The 14564-nt window shown below is 34.1% G+C and carries 16 protein-coding genes, 1 tRNA gene and 1 pseudogene; 12 read left to right on the top strand and 6 right to left on the bottom strand.

Translation table 11 applies throughout. From position 1 onward, the window contains the following. The first annotated feature begins 12 nt into the window (after positions 1-12). Positions 13-1815 (top strand): DNA import protein CedB, encoded by a 1803-nt coding sequence (gene cedB, locus J5U23_RS00825; RefSeq protein WP_218267467.1) that lies wholly within the window; start codon positions 13-15, stop codon positions 1813-1815. Here cedB and J5U23_RS00820 read toward each other — a convergent pair. Then, a complete protein-coding gene (locus J5U23_RS00820; protein WP_218260186.1) occupies positions 1795-2220 on the bottom strand; it encodes a hypothetical protein in 426 nt (141 codons plus the stop codon). The two genes, cedB and J5U23_RS00820, sit on opposite strands and share 21 nt — an antisense overlap. 56 nt (positions 2221-2276) lie before the next feature. On the opposite strand from J5U23_RS00820, the gene argC reads away from it, so the two are divergent. The 11 genes from argC (at position 2277) to J5U23_RS00765 (ending at position 10278) form a co-directional block, all read left to right on the top strand. Beyond that, positions 2277-3335 (top strand): N-acetyl-gamma-glutamyl-phosphate reductase, encoded by a 1059-nt coding sequence (gene argC, locus J5U23_RS00815; protein ID WP_218259015.1) that lies wholly within the window; start codon positions 2277-2279, stop codon positions 3333-3335. Between the two features lies 1 nt (position 3336). Continuing rightward, the gene (locus J5U23_RS00810; RefSeq protein ID WP_218266629.1) at positions 3337-4131 is read left to right on the top strand and encodes a [LysW]-aminoadipate/[LysW]-glutamate kinase; all 795 of its coding nucleotides are present in this window, start codon (positions 3337-3339) and stop codon (positions 4129-4131) included. After that, on the top strand, positions 4124-4552 hold the full coding sequence (gene lysM / locus J5U23_RS00805) for an HTH-type transcriptional regulator LysM (RefSeq protein WP_012711950.1): 429 nt from the start codon (positions 4124-4126) through the stop codon (positions 4550-4552). The genes J5U23_RS00810 and lysM overlap by 8 nt, the downstream gene beginning before the upstream one ends. A gap of 65 nt (positions 4553-4617) precedes the next feature. Then, positions 4618-4788 (top strand): alpha-aminoadipate/glutamate carrier protein LysW, encoded by a 171-nt coding sequence (lysW/argW, locus tag J5U23_RS00800; protein ID WP_012711949.1) that lies wholly within the window; start codon positions 4618-4620, stop codon positions 4786-4788. Next, a complete protein-coding gene (gene lysX / locus J5U23_RS00795; RefSeq protein ID WP_218266628.1) occupies positions 4785-5636 on the top strand; it encodes a lysine biosynthesis protein LysX in 852 nt (283 codons plus the stop codon). The genes lysW/argW and lysX overlap by 4 nt, the downstream gene beginning before the upstream one ends. After that, positions 5633-6799 (top strand): [LysW]-aminoadipate semialdehyde/glutamate semialdehyde transaminase, encoded by a 1167-nt coding sequence (gene lysJ, locus J5U23_RS00790; RefSeq protein ID WP_218266627.1) that lies wholly within the window; start codon positions 5633-5635, stop codon positions 6797-6799. Before lysX ends, lysJ begins: the two co-directional genes overlap by 4 nt. Next, on the top strand, positions 6747-7787 hold the full coding sequence (locus J5U23_RS00785) for an N-acetyl-lysine deacetylase (RefSeq protein WP_218266626.1): 1041 nt from the start codon (positions 6747-6749) through the stop codon (positions 7785-7787). The genes lysJ and J5U23_RS00785 overlap by 53 nt, the downstream gene beginning before the upstream one ends. After that, complete coding sequence (uppS, locus tag J5U23_RS00780) at positions 7772-8560, top strand: polyprenyl diphosphate synthase (protein ID WP_218259010.1); 789 nt, start codon at positions 7772-7774, stop codon at positions 8558-8560. Before J5U23_RS00785 ends, uppS begins: the two co-directional genes overlap by 16 nt. 43 nt (positions 8561-8603) lie before the next feature. After that, positions 8604-9005 carry a 30S ribosomal protein S8e gene (locus tag J5U23_RS00775; protein ID WP_218266625.1) on the top strand — a complete coding sequence of 134 codons (402 nt, stop codon included), beginning with the start codon at positions 8604-8606 and terminating at the stop codon, positions 9003-9005. After that, positions 8986-9294 carry a signal recognition particle subunit SRP19/SEC65 family protein gene (locus J5U23_RS00770; protein ID WP_218259008.1) on the top strand — a complete coding sequence of 103 codons (309 nt, stop codon included), beginning with the start codon at positions 8986-8988 and terminating at the stop codon, positions 9292-9294. The genes J5U23_RS00775 and J5U23_RS00770 overlap by 20 nt, the downstream gene beginning before the upstream one ends. Before the next feature lie 45 nt (positions 9295-9339). After that, positions 9340-10278 (top strand): NAD-dependent epimerase/dehydratase family protein, encoded by a 939-nt coding sequence (locus J5U23_RS00765; RefSeq protein WP_218261536.1) that lies wholly within the window; start codon positions 9340-9342, stop codon positions 10276-10278. Positions 10279-10664: 386 nt separating this feature from the next. Here the strand turns inward: J5U23_RS00765 and J5U23_RS00760 are convergent. From J5U23_RS00760 to J5U23_RS00740, 5 genes and pseudogenes are all read right to left on the bottom strand, one after another. Continuing rightward, positions 10665-11611: pseudogene (locus tag J5U23_RS00760) on the bottom strand (IS110 family transposase); the annotation flags it as partial. Between the two features lie 561 nt (positions 11612-12172). Beyond that, positions 12173-12268 (bottom strand) — tRNA-Lys (locus J5U23_RS00755). 51 nt (positions 12269-12319) lie between these two features. Continuing rightward, positions 12320-13447: an ATP-binding cassette domain-containing protein gene (locus J5U23_RS00750; RefSeq protein WP_218266624.1), complete on the bottom strand. Its 1128-nt coding sequence runs from the start codon at positions 13445-13447 to the stop codon at positions 12320-12322. After that, the gene (locus J5U23_RS00745; RefSeq protein ID WP_218260968.1) at positions 13420-14001 is read right to left on the bottom strand and encodes a hypothetical protein; all 582 of its coding nucleotides are present in this window, start codon (positions 13999-14001) and stop codon (positions 13420-13422) included. Before J5U23_RS00745 ends, J5U23_RS00750 begins: the two co-directional genes overlap by 28 nt. Continuing rightward, positions 13998-14552, bottom strand: coding sequence for a hypothetical protein (locus J5U23_RS00740; protein ID WP_218266623.1), 555 nt, complete (start codon positions 14550-14552; stop codon positions 13998-14000). The genes J5U23_RS00745 and J5U23_RS00740 overlap by 4 nt, the downstream gene beginning before the upstream one ends. Positions 14553-14564: the final 12 nt, after the last annotated feature.

Raw genomic sequence — 14564 nt, 5'->3', positions numbered from 1 at the left:
ATAATAATGAGTATGGACGTAAAAGACTTCAACTCAAGAATCATTGGATTATTAATAATATCAATACTTATAACAATTATGTTTTTATATAAATTTATATACTTAATACCACTTATTTTTATAACAGTACTTATATTTCAGGGTAATAAGAAGATTTTTAGTTATATATCAAGACATACAAGACAAATCCAAACGTATAATATCGAAGATGGAGTATTCTATAGTGAAAAGAAAGCTAGTGCAGTTTTAATAATAGATGATATACAAATGGATTACAAAGATTTTACAAACTCGAATCTGAAATCATACATATCATCATTCTATAAAATTTTGGACATAGCAAAGGATATCAACATAGTATTAAAGAAAGAGAGCTTCGATAAAAACGCATACGTAGAATCACTTTCACAGAAAATGCAAGCACTCCGGATAATGATCGATAGTGATCCTTCAAATGAGAAAGCTAAAAGAAAGCTCGAACTAATGGAAACTATAATATCAAGAATCGAATCTGGTGAGAATCCATTTAAATATGAAATGTACATAATTGTTAACTCTAAAGATAAAAACTCAGCGCTAGCTACCGCATCCATGATTAGGCAAGGATTAGAAGGTCTTGGTATAAAAACCAGAATAGCTACACTAAATGAAATACAGGAATTATTAAAAGATTTTTTTCGTTCAAAATTAAATCTTAACAAAATTGTATTACCTACCCAAATTCCATATTTAACACCAATTTCTATAGAGAAAAAGCCTAGTAATGGTATTATAATTGACGGAATATTGTTAGGAAAGGATCCTAATAATAATAGCCTAGTATTTTGGAATATAGCCAAAAGTCAGAACACTCATCTATTAATTGTTGGGCCTACTGGTTCAGGTAAAACCGAGTTTTTAATCTGGCTATCCACGCTGCTAAGTGTGATCTATGGAGGTACAATAATCCTATTTGATATAAAGGGTGATATAAAACATAGACTTTCTAAATATAAAGTGCCATTTCAATTGATAAATCCGTTATTTTATAGACTAGGACTTCTTGATGAATATGAAATTCCTATAAAGATTAAGTTGCTTCAGATAGAGAAAATACTTCTCAATTCATTCAGATTAAGCAAGTTTAGCTCATCTATTTTATACACTTATCTAAATAGACTAATAGACACTAGCTACTTAAAATATAGAATTAAATGGAAAGATTTGGAAAAATATTTAAACGAACTAAACGATTTTCAGTTAAAGTATTATCTCAGCAAGTTAATAAACATATTATCCTCAATGGAGGATTCGGAATTGCCACCTTTGCTAAATGGAATTAGTGAAAATGAGATAAATGTAATAGATCTCACTCTGATTAAAAGTGAAGAAATAAAAAGACTTATAATATATTCCGTTCTGCAAGAGGTGTATAATAAATTTTCATTAGAAAAAATATATGATATACCCAGGGTATTCTTAGTATTGGATGAAGCATGGACTATTTTAAAAAATGAATCCGAAGATTATCCCATTGTAGTAGATCTAGTAAAAAGAGGAAGAGGGCATGGAATTTCCATCATTATGGCAACGCAAAACTTAGAAGATCTAGGTGACCTAGCTAATATATATCTAGATAATATAGGAGTAGTAGTATTTATGAATAATGGAGATAAAAAATTCTGGGAGGAGGTAAGGAGGTTTGTTAATGTTGATGACGATACATTATCTAACAATTTAATGTTCATGGGCAGAGGAGAAGCTCTCGTGAGATTTTTAGGAGATCCTAGGCCAATAGTTATAAGATTAGGCAACTTAGCCAGTAGCTCGCTCTAAAATAGCTTGTATACCCGTTTTTATCTTATTATAGATTATTTCGCTATTTATATTTTTTAAAACTATCTCTCTTAAATCATTTTTATCCATTTCGATAGTATAGTCTACTTTATTCAACTCCTTCTCTGATTCTAGAATTTTACTTAATGCGGAAAAATATGACTTGGTTAATGTGATCTTGTTTTTTATAACAAATTTTGCAACGGGAGGTGTAAAATAGATCTCAGCTAAAATTTCACCTCTTTTATTCTTTATATACTCTATACTACCTTTATTACCCTTTATAGTTGGTAAATAGCCGGATTCTATAATACTCAATAAAAACTCATAAAATTCAAGTTCTTTTCTCAGGCTTGCAATCTTGTTCTCAAGGAATTTTTTTAGCTCATCAGTGTTAACACTCATCACAAATATCTATATACATTAAACTATATATAACCTAAACTGCAATAGTTAGTTTAATGAAAGATAGAGTTAGAGTTGCCGTAGTGGGAGGTTCAGGGTACACGGGTGGAGAGTTACTAAGAATACTAGTTACACATCCGAAGACAGAAATATCAGTCATAACTTCTAGAGAATATGCAGGAAAACCGGTATCATTGGTACATCCGAATTTAAGAGGGCTATTATCGCTTAATTTCACAAATTTCTCAATAGATAAAATCTCAGACAAAGCCGACGCAATTTTTCTTGCTCTACCACATGGAGTATCGCTAAATTACGTACCCAAATTACTGGATTTAGGATTAACGATAGTGGATTTGAGTGCAGATTTTAGACTCAAGAATCCCGAACTTTATAAAATATGGTATAACTATGAACATCCTTACCCAGATCTATTAGACAAAGCGGTATATGGACTACCAGAGTTGCATTTCGAGGAATTAAGAAATGCTAAACTTATAGCTTCCCCAGGATGTAATGCCACAGCAACAATACTAGCACTAGCCCCAGTTGTAGCATCAAAAATAACTGATGAGAAAAAGTTTATCAGTGATGTAAAGGTAGGCAGTAGTGAAGGGGGAGCTAAACCTTCAGAAGGAAGTCATCATCCGGAGAGACAAAATGCAATTAGACCTTATGAAGCCGAGGGACACAGACATGCAGCAGAAGCTGAACAAGAATTGTCCAGAATAACTAAAGCGAATATAAGCGTAAGTATTGTCCCTCATGCTGTGAGCAGCATCAGAGGGGCTTTAGCATCTGCACATACGTGGTTATCTAATGAGATAGAAGAGATTGAAATATGGAAAAAAATAGCCGAATTTTATAGAGGCAAGAGATTCATCAGAATAGTTAGAGGTAATATACACCCATATCCTGATCCAAAATTCGTTATCGGAAGCAACTTCGCTGACATAGGATTTGCTGTAGAAAAAAGAATTTCAAGATTAACAGCATTCTCAGCTATAGATAACTTGATGAAGGGTGCGGCTGGCCAGGCTGTCCAAGCCTTTAATATCTCTATGGGATTTAACGAAGATGATGGATTAAAACTAGTACCCTTGAGGCCTGCCTAAAATGATAGTGGTTAAAATAGGTGGAAGAGTAGTAAAAAACTCGTTAGATAAGGTAATCTTAGATATAGTAAATATAAACGATAAGGTAATTTTAGTGCATGGCGGAGGCGATATTGTAACCGATTATACTAAAAGATTGGGAATTGAACCAGTTTTCGTAACATCACCTGAAGGTATAAGAAGCAGATACACCACAAAAGAAGAATTAGAAGTTTACATTATGGCAATGAGCCTTATAAATAAAACGATAACTTCAAAATTATGCAGCTTAGGTAAAAACGCGATAGGTATTACAGGCGTTGACGGAGGCTTACTGCTTGCGGAAAGAAAGAAAAGAATAATTGTAATTGACGAAAGAGGAAAGAAAAGAATAATTGAGGGTGGTTATACAGGTAAGGTAAAAGAAGTAAGGAGTGAAGTTATTAATCATTTAATGAAATTATTTGACATAATAGTAGTATCACCTTTAGCCCTAGACGTTGAAGAGAGCACACCACTAAACATTGATGGAGATCAAGCAGCATTTGCAATAAGTAAAGCTGTTAAAGCAAACGTGTTAGTGCTTCTTTCAGATGTGGAAGGAGTATTAGTGGAAGGAAAAGTAGTTAATAGACTTACTCCGGAAGAGGCAAAAGAGCTTTCGAAAAAAATAGGTCCTGGAATGAATAGAAAGTTATTAATGGCTGCTGAAAGTGTTGAAAATGGTGTAAATAAAGTAATAATAGGGTCTGGAGTTAAAGATAGACCAGTTAGTAGTGCTTTAGAACTCAATGGGACGGTGATAGCGAATGGGTAATGCAAATGTTGATGAGAGTGATCTAAAAATATTGGAGATTTTGAAAAAGAATGCAAGGACACCTTATACATTAATAGCCAAGGATCTGAAAGTAAGTGAGGCTGCGATACGAAAGAGAATAGAGAAATTAATACGTCAAGGTATAATTAAGAGATTCACTATAGAATATGAGCTAGAAAATGAGATTAGAGCAATAGTTATGGTTCAATCTACACCGCAAATACCAACACCGGAAATCTCTAAAAAGATAGCAAAAATTCCAGGAGTTGAAGTAGTATATGAGACTACAGGGGATTATGATATTCTAGTAATAGTAAGGGGAACAAATATAACATCAATCAATAGAACAATAGATGAGATTAGAAGTATTCAAGGTGTTGTCGGAACAAATAGTACTATTATCCTTAGAACCTGGTTCTAAAATCGTACCACTTATTACTAAAAACTTTTTCTACACAAAACTAAGTTAATATCTACTGACCTTCAATGGTAAATCTAAAATGCCCTATTTGTGGTGGAGAATTAACCGTAGAAGACGATGCGTTACCAGGAGAACTTGTTGAACACGAATGCGGAGCTCAATTAGAAGTTGTAAAACAAAACGGAAAATTATCACTCAGATTAGCAGAGCAGATAGGTGAGGATTGGGGAGAGTGAAAATAGGAATTCTATATGATATGCCTAGATGGGAGGAAAAAAACCTAATTGAAGAGGGAAAAAAATTAGGTTATCAAGTTACTACCATATATAGCAAAGATTTTGTTCTTTTTTCAAATGAGTTTAATATAGAGAATGATGCAAGTCTTTTTATCCAAAGAAACGTATCACATAACAGAGCCCTTATTACATCGTTTCTAGTAGAGCAGCTTGGCTATCCCGTAATAAATGACCATATGACTCTAATTAGATGTGAAAACAAAATTTTTACAACCTATATTTTAGCTAAACATAATATACCTACTCCTAAAACTTTCATAGCATTCGATAAAACTAACGCAATGGAGTATTCAAAAAAACTAGGATATCCAGTAGTTATAAAACCGGTTGAAGGAAGCTGGGGGAGAATGGTAGCTAAAGCTGATAATCTAGACGTACTATATAGTTATTTAGAGTACCAAGAATTTAGTACACAAAAATACAAAGATATATATTACATACAAGAATTTGTTAACAAGCCAAATAGGGATATAAGAATATTCGTGATAGGAGACGAAACTCCGGTTGGAATTTACAGAGTTAATGAAAATAATTGGAGAACTAATACTGCATTAGGTGCAAAAGCATATCCTCTTAAAATAGATGAGGAACTTAAAGAGCTGGCATTGAAAGTAAAGGACATAATAGGGGGTTTCTTTTTAGGAATAGATATATTTGAGGATAAGGATAGGGGATATCTCGTAGATGAAGTTAATGGAGTACCAGAATATAAAAATACTGTAAGAGTAAATAATTTTAATATATCAAAATTCCTTTTGGAAAAAGCAGTGGAGTGGGTGAAAAAATGATAAAGTTATTAAAATTCTATCAAGATAGAGGTGTTAAAATTGTTAGAGGAGAAGGTCAATATGTATGGGATGAAAGGAATAATAAATATTTAGATTTACACGCTGGACATGGAGTAGCGTTTCTTGGTCATGGAAATAAAATTGTTCTAGACTATTTGAAAAAGCAAATGGAGGAAATCTCTACTCTCTCTTTAGCTTTTGATACACCAATACGAGAGGAGATGATAAAAGAACTAGATGAACTGAAACCGGAAAACCTAGATAATTTATTCCTCTTAAATAGTGGATCCGAAGCAGTAGAACTAGCATTAAAAATTGCAAGAAAAATTACGAAAAGAAGAAAAGTTGTTGCATTCAAAAATTCATTCCATGGAAGAAGTATGGGTGCCTTGTCAGTAACTTGGAATAAAAAATATAGGGAACCTTTCGAGCCATTAATTGGCCCAGTAGAATTTTTAGAATATAATAATGTAGATTCCCTAAAGGATATTACGGAAGATACAGCAGCAGTAATAGTAGAACCAGTACAAGGTGAAGGAGGCGTAATACCGGCTAAAAAAGAGTTTATGAAGAGCTTAAGAGAAGTTACGGAAAAGGTTAACGCTATATTAATAATGGATGAAGTGCAAACGGGATTTGGCAGAACCGGTAAAATATGGGCACATCAACACTTTGACATAAAACCAGATATAGTAACAGCAGGGAAAGCAATTGGTGGAGGTTTTCCAGTAAGTGCAGTATTTCTACCAGATTGGATAGGTGAGAAAATAGAGGAAGGTGATCATGGTTCGACCTATGGAGGAAATCCATTAGCTGCTGCCGCAGTTACTGCTGCTTGTAAGGTTGCTAAATCTGAAAAAATTGCAGAACAAGCTCAAAAGAAAGGAGAATTATTTATGAGAATTCTAAAAGAGAAATTGGAAGATTACAAAATACTCAGAGAAATAAGAGGGCTTGGCTTAATGATAGGAATAGACTTAAAGGTTAATCCCTCGATGGCTATAAAAATCTTACAAGACGAAAAGGTATTATCATTAAAAGCAGGGCTTACAACAATAAGATTCTTACCCCCATATATAATAACACAATCAGATATGGAGTGGGCTTCAGATGCAGCAAGAAAAGGAATTAGTGAAACAGAAAGCAAAAGAATTGCTTCTTGATCTTTTATCAATATATACACCATCAAAGAATGAAACAAATGCTACAAAATTTTTTGAAAAAATTTCTAATGAATTGAATCTTAAACTTGAAATCCTACCAGACTCAAATTCGTTTATACTCGGAGAAGGAGAAATATTATTAGCATCTCACGTAGATACCGTTCCGGGATATATTGAACCAAAGATAGAAAACGAAGTAATCTATGGAAGAGGTGCAGTGGATGCAAAAGGCCCATTAATAAGTATGATAATAGCTGCATGGTTACTTAATGAGAAAGGAATAAAAGTTATGGTAAGTGGATTAGCAGATGAGGAAAGTACTAGCATAGGAGCTAAAGAACTTACTTTGAAAAATTTAAATTTTAAACATATAATTGTGGGAGAACCGTCAAATGGCACAGATATAGTTGTAGAGTACAGAGGATCAATACAATTAGATATAATGTGCGAAAGTACTCCAGAACACTCTTCATCAGCAAAGAGCAATCTGATCGTAGACATTTCTAAAAAGATAATCGAAGTTTATAAACAGCCTGAAAATTATGATAAGCCATCAATAGTACCAACAATAATTCGCGCAGGAGAGTCCTATAATGTGACGCCTGCTAAATTATACCTACATTTCGATGTAAGATATGCAATAAATAATAAGAGAGACGATTTAATCAATGAGATTAAAGATAAATTCCCAGAATGTAGTCTTAAAATAGTTGACGAAACACCACCGGTGAAAGTTAGTATAAATAATCCAGTAGTAAAGTCCTTAACTAGAGCGTTATTAAAACAAAATATAAAACCGAGGTTAGTAAGAAAAGCAGGAACAAGTGATATGAACATATTACAGAAGATAACAACAAGTATAGCAACCTACGGTCCTGGTAATTCCATGCTAGAACATACTAATCAAGAAAAAATTAGCTTGGATGAAATATATATAGGAGTAAAAACGTATATGTTGGCAATAGAAGAGTTATGGCAAAAGAGCTGACTAGAAACTTTCTCTTTAAACCTATTTACAAACTGTATGAGATCTTATTATGGAATCAGATTCGTAATGGTCCATTACCAGATCACGTGGGTATTATACCAGATGGGAATAGAAGATGGGCTAGAAATAATAAACTTTCCCTTAATGACGCCTATTTCTATGGTTATAAAAAATTGAAGGAGGTCTTAATATGGTTATTGGAACTTGGTGTAAAAAATATAACAGTTTTTGCACTCTCTACGGAAAATTGTGAAAAGAGAAAACAGAGTGAGCTATCAATAGTAACAACATATATTAAAAGAGGTCTACAAGAATTATTAGAAGATCCCATCGTAGACAGATATGAGGTTAAAGTAAGCGCAATTGGAAAACTAGATAAGTTACCTAAGGATCTTACTGATTATCTTAATAAAGTAATAGAGAAAACCTCTAACTACGATAAGAGAAAACTTACGTTAGCTATTTGTTATGGGGGAAGACAAGAAATACTAGATGCGGTCGTTAGGCTTCTAGATGATTATAGAAATGGAAAAATTAATAAAAACGAGATAAATGAGGAAACATTCAGAAAATACTTTTATGATAGTGAGTTGCATGATATTGACCTAGTAATCAGAACTTCGGGTGAAGTGAGAATTAGTAACTTTTTACTTTGGCATGTAGCATACTCTGAATTGTTCTTCTGTGAAGCTTACTGGCCAGAATTCAGAAAAATAGACCTATGGAGAGCAATAAGGTCATTTCAAAAAAGAAAACGCAACTTTGGAGCCTAAGTTTTTTAATCCTTTATTACACACTTTTAAAGTGGCGTAAATTATGGGATTTTACCAAGGCCCAGATAATAGGAAAATTACTGGTGGTTTAAAAGGAAAACACAGAGATAAGAGAAAATATGAAATTGGAAATCCACCTACGCTTACAACACTATCTGCAGAAGATATAAGGATAAAAGATAGGACGCTCGGTGGGAACTTTAAAGTTAGATTAAAGTATACTACAACTGCTAATGTCTTAGACCCAGCAACAAATACTGCAAAAAGAGTCAAGATTCTTGAAGTCTTAGAAACACCAGCGAACAAAGAACTAGCGAGAAGAGGAATAATAATAAGAGGAGCTAAAATTAGGACAGAGGCAGGGTTAGCTGTAGTCACGTCGAGACCAGGGCAAGACGGAGTAATCAATGCGGTGCTCTTAAAGAATGAGTCTCAGGGATCTTAAAGAAGAAAATAGAATAGTTATTTGGCCTTCATATTTTTTCTCGCCAACTAGATCTAAAGGAAGACGGCTGGCCAAGATACCATATAAAATAAAAACCGAAGAATTAGTCTCAACACTAAAACAACTTGGTCTAGATCCAGTAATTATAGAAAATAAAAAATACCCTAGAGATAGAAAGATTAATTTTTTAATAGCAGTGAAGAAAATTAAGAGCAAAAATTATACGTTAAAAATAATATACGACGCACTTACGAGGACAAGACAAGCTAGCTCTAATAAGGAGAATTAAGAACATCAAGTTTAATAAAGATCAAGGAGCCTATTTTCATTGAATATGTATATAGTTACTGGCGGTGCTGGATACATTGGTGGACATCTGGTAGATTATTTAGTTTCAAAAAATTTAGAAGTAATAGTTATTGATGATTTGTCCTATGGTAGATACAGAAACGAGAAGGCTAAATTTATAATGTTTGACTTACGTCAAGGCAATATAGTAGAGTTTACAGAGAAGTTAGAAAAAAATCCAATAATTTATCATCTAGCTGCAAATCCCGACGTAAGAACATCAATGATAAATGTGGAGGAACATTTCGAAAGGGATGTCAAAGTTACGTTAAATGTAATGGAGTTAGCAAGAAGAATAGATGCAGAAAAAGTAATCTTTGCTTCTTCATCTACCGTGTATGGTGAGACAAATAAAATTCCAACTCCAGAATCAGAAGACCTTAAACCGATTTCTAATTACGGATTATTTAAACTATTGTGTGAGAATGTTGTAAAGTATTACGCAGAACAATATGGCATAAAAAGCATAAGCGCAAGGCTGGCAAACATAACTGGAGGTAGGGTAAGTCATGGAGTAGTAGTTGATTTTGTCAAAAAACTCAGAGATAATCCAAACTTATTAGAAATCTTAGGAAATGGAAAACAAAGAAAAAGTTATCTGTATATTAATGATTTAATAGAGGCGTTTATGATGTTAGAGGAAAAAGTAAACAAAATTTATGATGTTTTTAACATAGGTAATACCGACTGGATCACCGTAGACGAGATTGCTAAAATCGTTATAGATGAAATGAGATTAAGCCCCAGAATCATTTATAAAGATTTGACAGCTGAGGGGAGGGGATGGCCGGGAGACGTGAGAATAATGTTATTAGACATCTCAAAAATCTCAAAGGAAATAGGTTGGTCACCTAAAATGGGTTCTAGAGAAGTGATTAGGCAAGCCGTAAGAGATTTGTTATATGGATACAGATCAGTCTATTAATAAAATGTTTCATCTAATTAAACAGAGTAAGGCACTTTCATATAAGAGCTATCTCTAAACTTCATTGATAGATTATCAATGTCAGTTTATTATCTAATTATATTGATGCGAGCACACAATCTTGCTGCTTTTTTAATACTGCTCATTTTTACTGACCTCATATCAACCTATCTAGCCATTGAAGTAGAAGCGATTAAAAGTATTTGAAGGTATCATTAAATTTTATTCAGCTTCAAGGTTCTGCCCATGGGGTTTACAGTCCATTACCCCCTATCACTGTTGCCTTGCCTCGGCCACTTTATCGAGACCTGAAGTTATTGAGTAGGCATAACAAGCATAGAATTGAAAGAGAGGAGAAACTAGACTTCTACAGCTTAAGAGGCCCCACATGCTATGTTGATAGTACTCTTCCACCTGGAGACAAGCCTATCATAATACTCCTTGAAACACTCAGACCTCCTAGCAACCAGGAAAAAGCCCTACGCAAATACTTATTACCCATAATCATACCAGAATGGGACTCACTCTCACCACTCTGCTTAGTCCTAGGAGCAAAACCCGCATAAGCCCTAGCTTTAGAACAGGGAAAACGAGAAACATCACCGAACTCAGCGTAAATAGTTGAACTAATCAAACCGATCAATCTTGCTCAACTCGACTATAGACTGAGGAATCTTAGAAAATATCATATCCTTAACCATACCCTTAAGCTCTTCAGTAGTTCTATCAGCTGCTTCAAAGCCAACTTCTCAATAATTCAAATTTCTCCCTAACCTCTCCTTCAACTCGTTTCTCTCGTCATTACTCAGTCCTTCTCCCTTAACTAACTTCTCCAACAACTCCCCTCTTATCAAAGGGCTCTATCTTGTATCCTATCTCTAAAAACTTCCTTATCTTGTTCTTAACTTGTGTTATCTTCCTCATCAAGCTCTCCCTATACCTCGTCAACTCCCTTATCTCTCCCGTTGGTATGTATGATCCCTTTACTACTCCGGTCATGTATACTAGTAGTCTTTGTGCATCTACCTTACCAGTCTTTTTCCCCAGTATTTCAGACAAGTGTAGTGGGTTTATTATTGTTACCTTGTATCCCTTTTCTGTTAGTTTTTCATGTAGGTAGTAGAAGTAGGGTCCGGTCGCCTCCATTACCCTCCTTGTATTCCCCAAGGAATTTGGTTAACTCCTCTATTCCCTCGTTGTTGTACTCGAATTCCCTTACTTCCTTGATGGATACTGTTGATTTACCTTGTTTTACAACTAGTTCTCCCTTTGCTGTTAGTTTGTTTTGCGAGATGTGGATTGCGAAGGTCTTGTTGATAACGTTCAATACCATGATTGAATATTGTTCATTTCTGCGAGATATTCTTTGCGGTAACAATACCTCGTTTTCCTTGAATATTATTAACTACCTTCAGCCCTTAGAGTAATTTGGCTAAAACCTCCTACTCGGGGTTTTGTCGCCACCTGTTTTCTAGGGGCTTCACAGTCAGCCTCTCGAAATTGGGTTCCATCCCCTTGGACCTTGTGGGCTTATGTCGTCTTTCCTCCTACCTATTTATTTCTTTTTCTATTGTAATGCTTGATTTTACTCGTTCTCTAGTTCTGCGTGAATTCCACGTAGGAGTGACCACCATGTCTCATTCGCTGATACACTATAGAAGAGAAGTTTTTAATAATTCATCATCTCGTTCTGAAGAGTGAGACTTTCTGTCGTAAAAGTTTGTAAAAGTTTGTTTTGGAGGAAAACCATAATTGTATTAAGATCATGAACCTTATATTGGAGACCTATCTAATCTTCTCCACCACATATTGAATTCCGAATTGATTAGAAAACCCTTCCAAGAGGAAAGTTGAAAATGTTTCTTAATCATTCTTTTTAAGGAAATTTAGTGCGCGGGCCCGCCGGGATTCGAACCCGGGACCTACGGGTATCTCCGCTTTTCTTACATGGTTAAGAGCCCGTCGCTCTACCTGGCTAAGCTACGGGCCCATCAATAAAAACTACTATAAATAATATATAAAGTAAACGGTTTCTAGCTATTTAATCTATAACTATGCGTGTGTCACATAGATTCATTATATCTTTATCATGCGTAGCGAGAATTAAGCCTCGTCTTTGCTCCTTAAGAACTTTCACCATTTCGTAAAACGAAAGTAATGCTTCTCCATCCATTCCTATACTAGGCTCATCTAAGCCTATTACTTTAGAGTCTGAAGAAAAGGCTGATGCTATCAGAACTCTCATTTTTTGACCGAAACTTAGAGTATAGGGACTTCTATCTGTCAAACTTTCTAAATTAAATAAAGATAAAGCATATTTACTTCCTACAATCTCCTTTACGGTAAAATCAAAGAATTGTAAGTCTACTTCTTGAAAAATTACGAAGATTTTCCTAGATAGTTTTCTGAGAATAGTCGTTTTACCACTTCCGTTTCTGCCTAATAAACACAAAATTTCCCTTTCTCTTATTTTTATCGTATAATTATCAACATCTACATTAAATATTTCATTATTACCCAATTCACTGTTAATCTTAGGTAAACTAAATCCTCTTAATCCTTCTTTCCTCAAGAATTCCGTATCGAAAAGTTTTTCCTTGGATATTTCATTTATTGCTTTATTATTCTTAATCATGTAGACCCTATCTACTAATTTGCGCAATTCGTCAATACGATGTTCAGCAATCAAACTGTTTTTAGGAATTATTTCACTAACCGACTTTACTCCTTCATCATCTAGGTTCGCAAATGGCTCGTCCAGTAAGAGATATTCGGGATTTGAAGCTAAAACTGAAGCGATAGCGTACCTCTTTTTATATCCGTCCGACAATTTATTGAACTCAACCTCATAGTAATTACCCATTAACTTTCTAGCTATTTTATCATCTACCCTATGGAATCTTTTCATTAACTCGATTTCATCCTTGCACGTCAAAGCCAATATTTGAGAAGAAACGTCTTGTAAAACTGCTGAGATTCTTGAATAGTCCCTCTCTTTGCAGAAGTCCATATCATCAACTATAACGTTATTAAAGGTAGTCTGATCTATGCATAATGTGGATAATATTAATGTAGTTTTTCCGCTTCCGTTCTTACCTACTAAACCTACTCTTTCCCCTTTTTCAATCTCTATCTTTCCGTTTAAATATTTAGGACTACTGATAAGCATAATGCGGCTACACCTATGAGTAGAAGTATTAAATCTTCCCTTGAAGGTTTTAAATTTCTCTCATAATTATACTTACCGAACAACTTAACAGTATATGCAACATATAAATTATCAGCTACTTTCACGGTTTCTACTATTATTGGAACTAATAATCTTTTAAGATCTAATAAATTTATTTTTCGAATTCTTGCATAAAATGCAACATTTTGCATTACATCATAAAACCTAGGATAATATGTAAGAGCGATTGCAAGAGGAACCCCCTTAGAACCAAGTAAGTCAATTATTGAAGACTTATCAGTATAGTCGCTTGAAATTAGGAAAACGTTAACAATTGAGAAAGCTCTAAGCGTATACTCATAAATGAAAATTTTCCCAAGAAAACCCAATATAAGATAAGATAGAATACCAATTATAGCCTCTATTACAATAATCCATTTTCTTCTATATAATACGGTCAATGTAACTAGAAAAGGTATGGCAGAATTAAAAAATATACTATTTACATAGATTAAGACTGAAAAAACTAAAATATAAAGAAACTTTACCTTCATTTGATAACCCCTGCTTTGGTTAAATATGAGACAATATAGAAAGATACCAATCCCATTAATGCACTTTCAGCAAACATTCCAACTGATATTCCAGTCCAGATATATAATGAAGTTATTATAGGTGCAGGGACTTTCACCATGTAAAGAGCAAGTAAAGTACTTAATATCCCCTCTAGACCTCCCGCAATTGTAGTATAAGTTATTACTGCCTTCAAAGACCTATATCCCATGACTCTTGTTATACCCTCTACAATTAGTGCTATAATAATTAAAGGTATTGCAATAAATGGTAAGAAGCTAATTGCATACAATCCAGCGCTAATTAACCCTATAAAAATAGGGCCTAACTTTCTATTAATAACTTGTATGCCAATGGAAAGAAGTATTAGAGGAACAGTGAGATTCAATATTGGATCCGCAAATATATTTACAGCAAAAAGACTAGTAGATAGTGCTAATCCCGCAGCAACAGCATATGATGCCACTGAGAAAACTGCTGCATAAACTAAGGCCTTTTTAACTGAAATTTGATCTGAAGACTTATCGTTCATATTTTAAACTTC

The sequence above is a fragment of the Saccharolobus shibatae B12 genome, from assembly GCF_019175345.1.
Taxonomy (GTDB): domain Archaea; phylum Thermoproteota; class Thermoprotei_A; order Sulfolobales; family Sulfolobaceae; genus Saccharolobus; species Saccharolobus shibatae.
The sequence above is the reverse complement of the archived record's forward strand: the minus strand, read 5'-3'. Positions and strand labels throughout refer to the sequence as shown.

Excerpts from the sequence above, each read along its gene's own strand:
- cedB (WP_218267467.1), top strand. The coding sequence starts at position 13 with ATGGACGTAAAAGACTTCAACTCAAGAATCATTGGATTATTAATAATA.
- J5U23_RS00820 (WP_218260186.1), bottom strand. The coding sequence starts at position 2,220 with ATGAGTGTTAACACTGATGAGCTAAAAAAATTCCTTGAGAACAAGATT.
- argC (WP_218259015.1), top strand. The coding sequence starts at position 2,277 with ATGAAAGATAGAGTTAGAGTTGCCGTAGTGGGAGGTTCAGGGTACACG.
- J5U23_RS00810 (WP_218266629.1), top strand. The coding sequence starts at position 3,337 with ATGATAGTGGTTAAAATAGGTGGAAGAGTAGTAAAAAACTCGTTAGAT.
- lysM (WP_012711950.1), top strand. The coding sequence starts at position 4,124 with ATGGGTAATGCAAATGTTGATGAGAGTGATCTAAAAATATTGGAGATT.
- lysW/argW (WP_012711949.1), top strand. The coding sequence starts at position 4,618 with ATGGTAAATCTAAAATGCCCTATTTGTGGTGGAGAATTAACCGTAGAA.
- lysJ (WP_218266627.1), top strand. The coding sequence starts at position 5,633 with ATGATAAAGTTATTAAAATTCTATCAAGATAGAGGTGTTAAAATTGTT.
- J5U23_RS00785 (WP_218266626.1), top strand. The coding sequence starts at position 6,747 with ATGCAGCAAGAAAAGGAATTAGTGAAACAGAAAGCAAAAGAATTGCTT.
- uppS (WP_218259010.1), top strand. The coding sequence starts at position 7,772 with ATGGCAAAAGAGCTGACTAGAAACTTTCTCTTTAAACCTATTTACAAA.
- J5U23_RS00775 (WP_218266625.1), top strand. The coding sequence starts at position 8,604 with ATGGGATTTTACCAAGGCCCAGATAATAGGAAAATTACTGGTGGTTTA.
- J5U23_RS00770 (WP_218259008.1), top strand. The coding sequence starts at position 8,986 with ATGAGTCTCAGGGATCTTAAAGAAGAAAATAGAATAGTTATTTGGCCT.
- J5U23_RS00765 (WP_218261536.1), top strand. The coding sequence starts at position 9,340 with ATGTATATAGTTACTGGCGGTGCTGGATACATTGGTGGACATCTGGTA.
- J5U23_RS00750 (WP_218266624.1), bottom strand. The coding sequence starts at position 13,447 with ATGCTTATCAGTAGTCCTAAATATTTAAACGGAAAGATAGAGATTGAA.
- J5U23_RS00745 (WP_218260968.1), bottom strand. The coding sequence starts at position 14,001 with ATGAAGGTAAAGTTTCTTTATATTTTAGTTTTTTCAGTCTTAATCTAT.
- J5U23_RS00740 (WP_218266623.1), bottom strand. The coding sequence starts at position 14,552 with ATGAACGATAAGTCTTCAGATCAAATTTCAGTTAAAAAGGCCTTAGTT.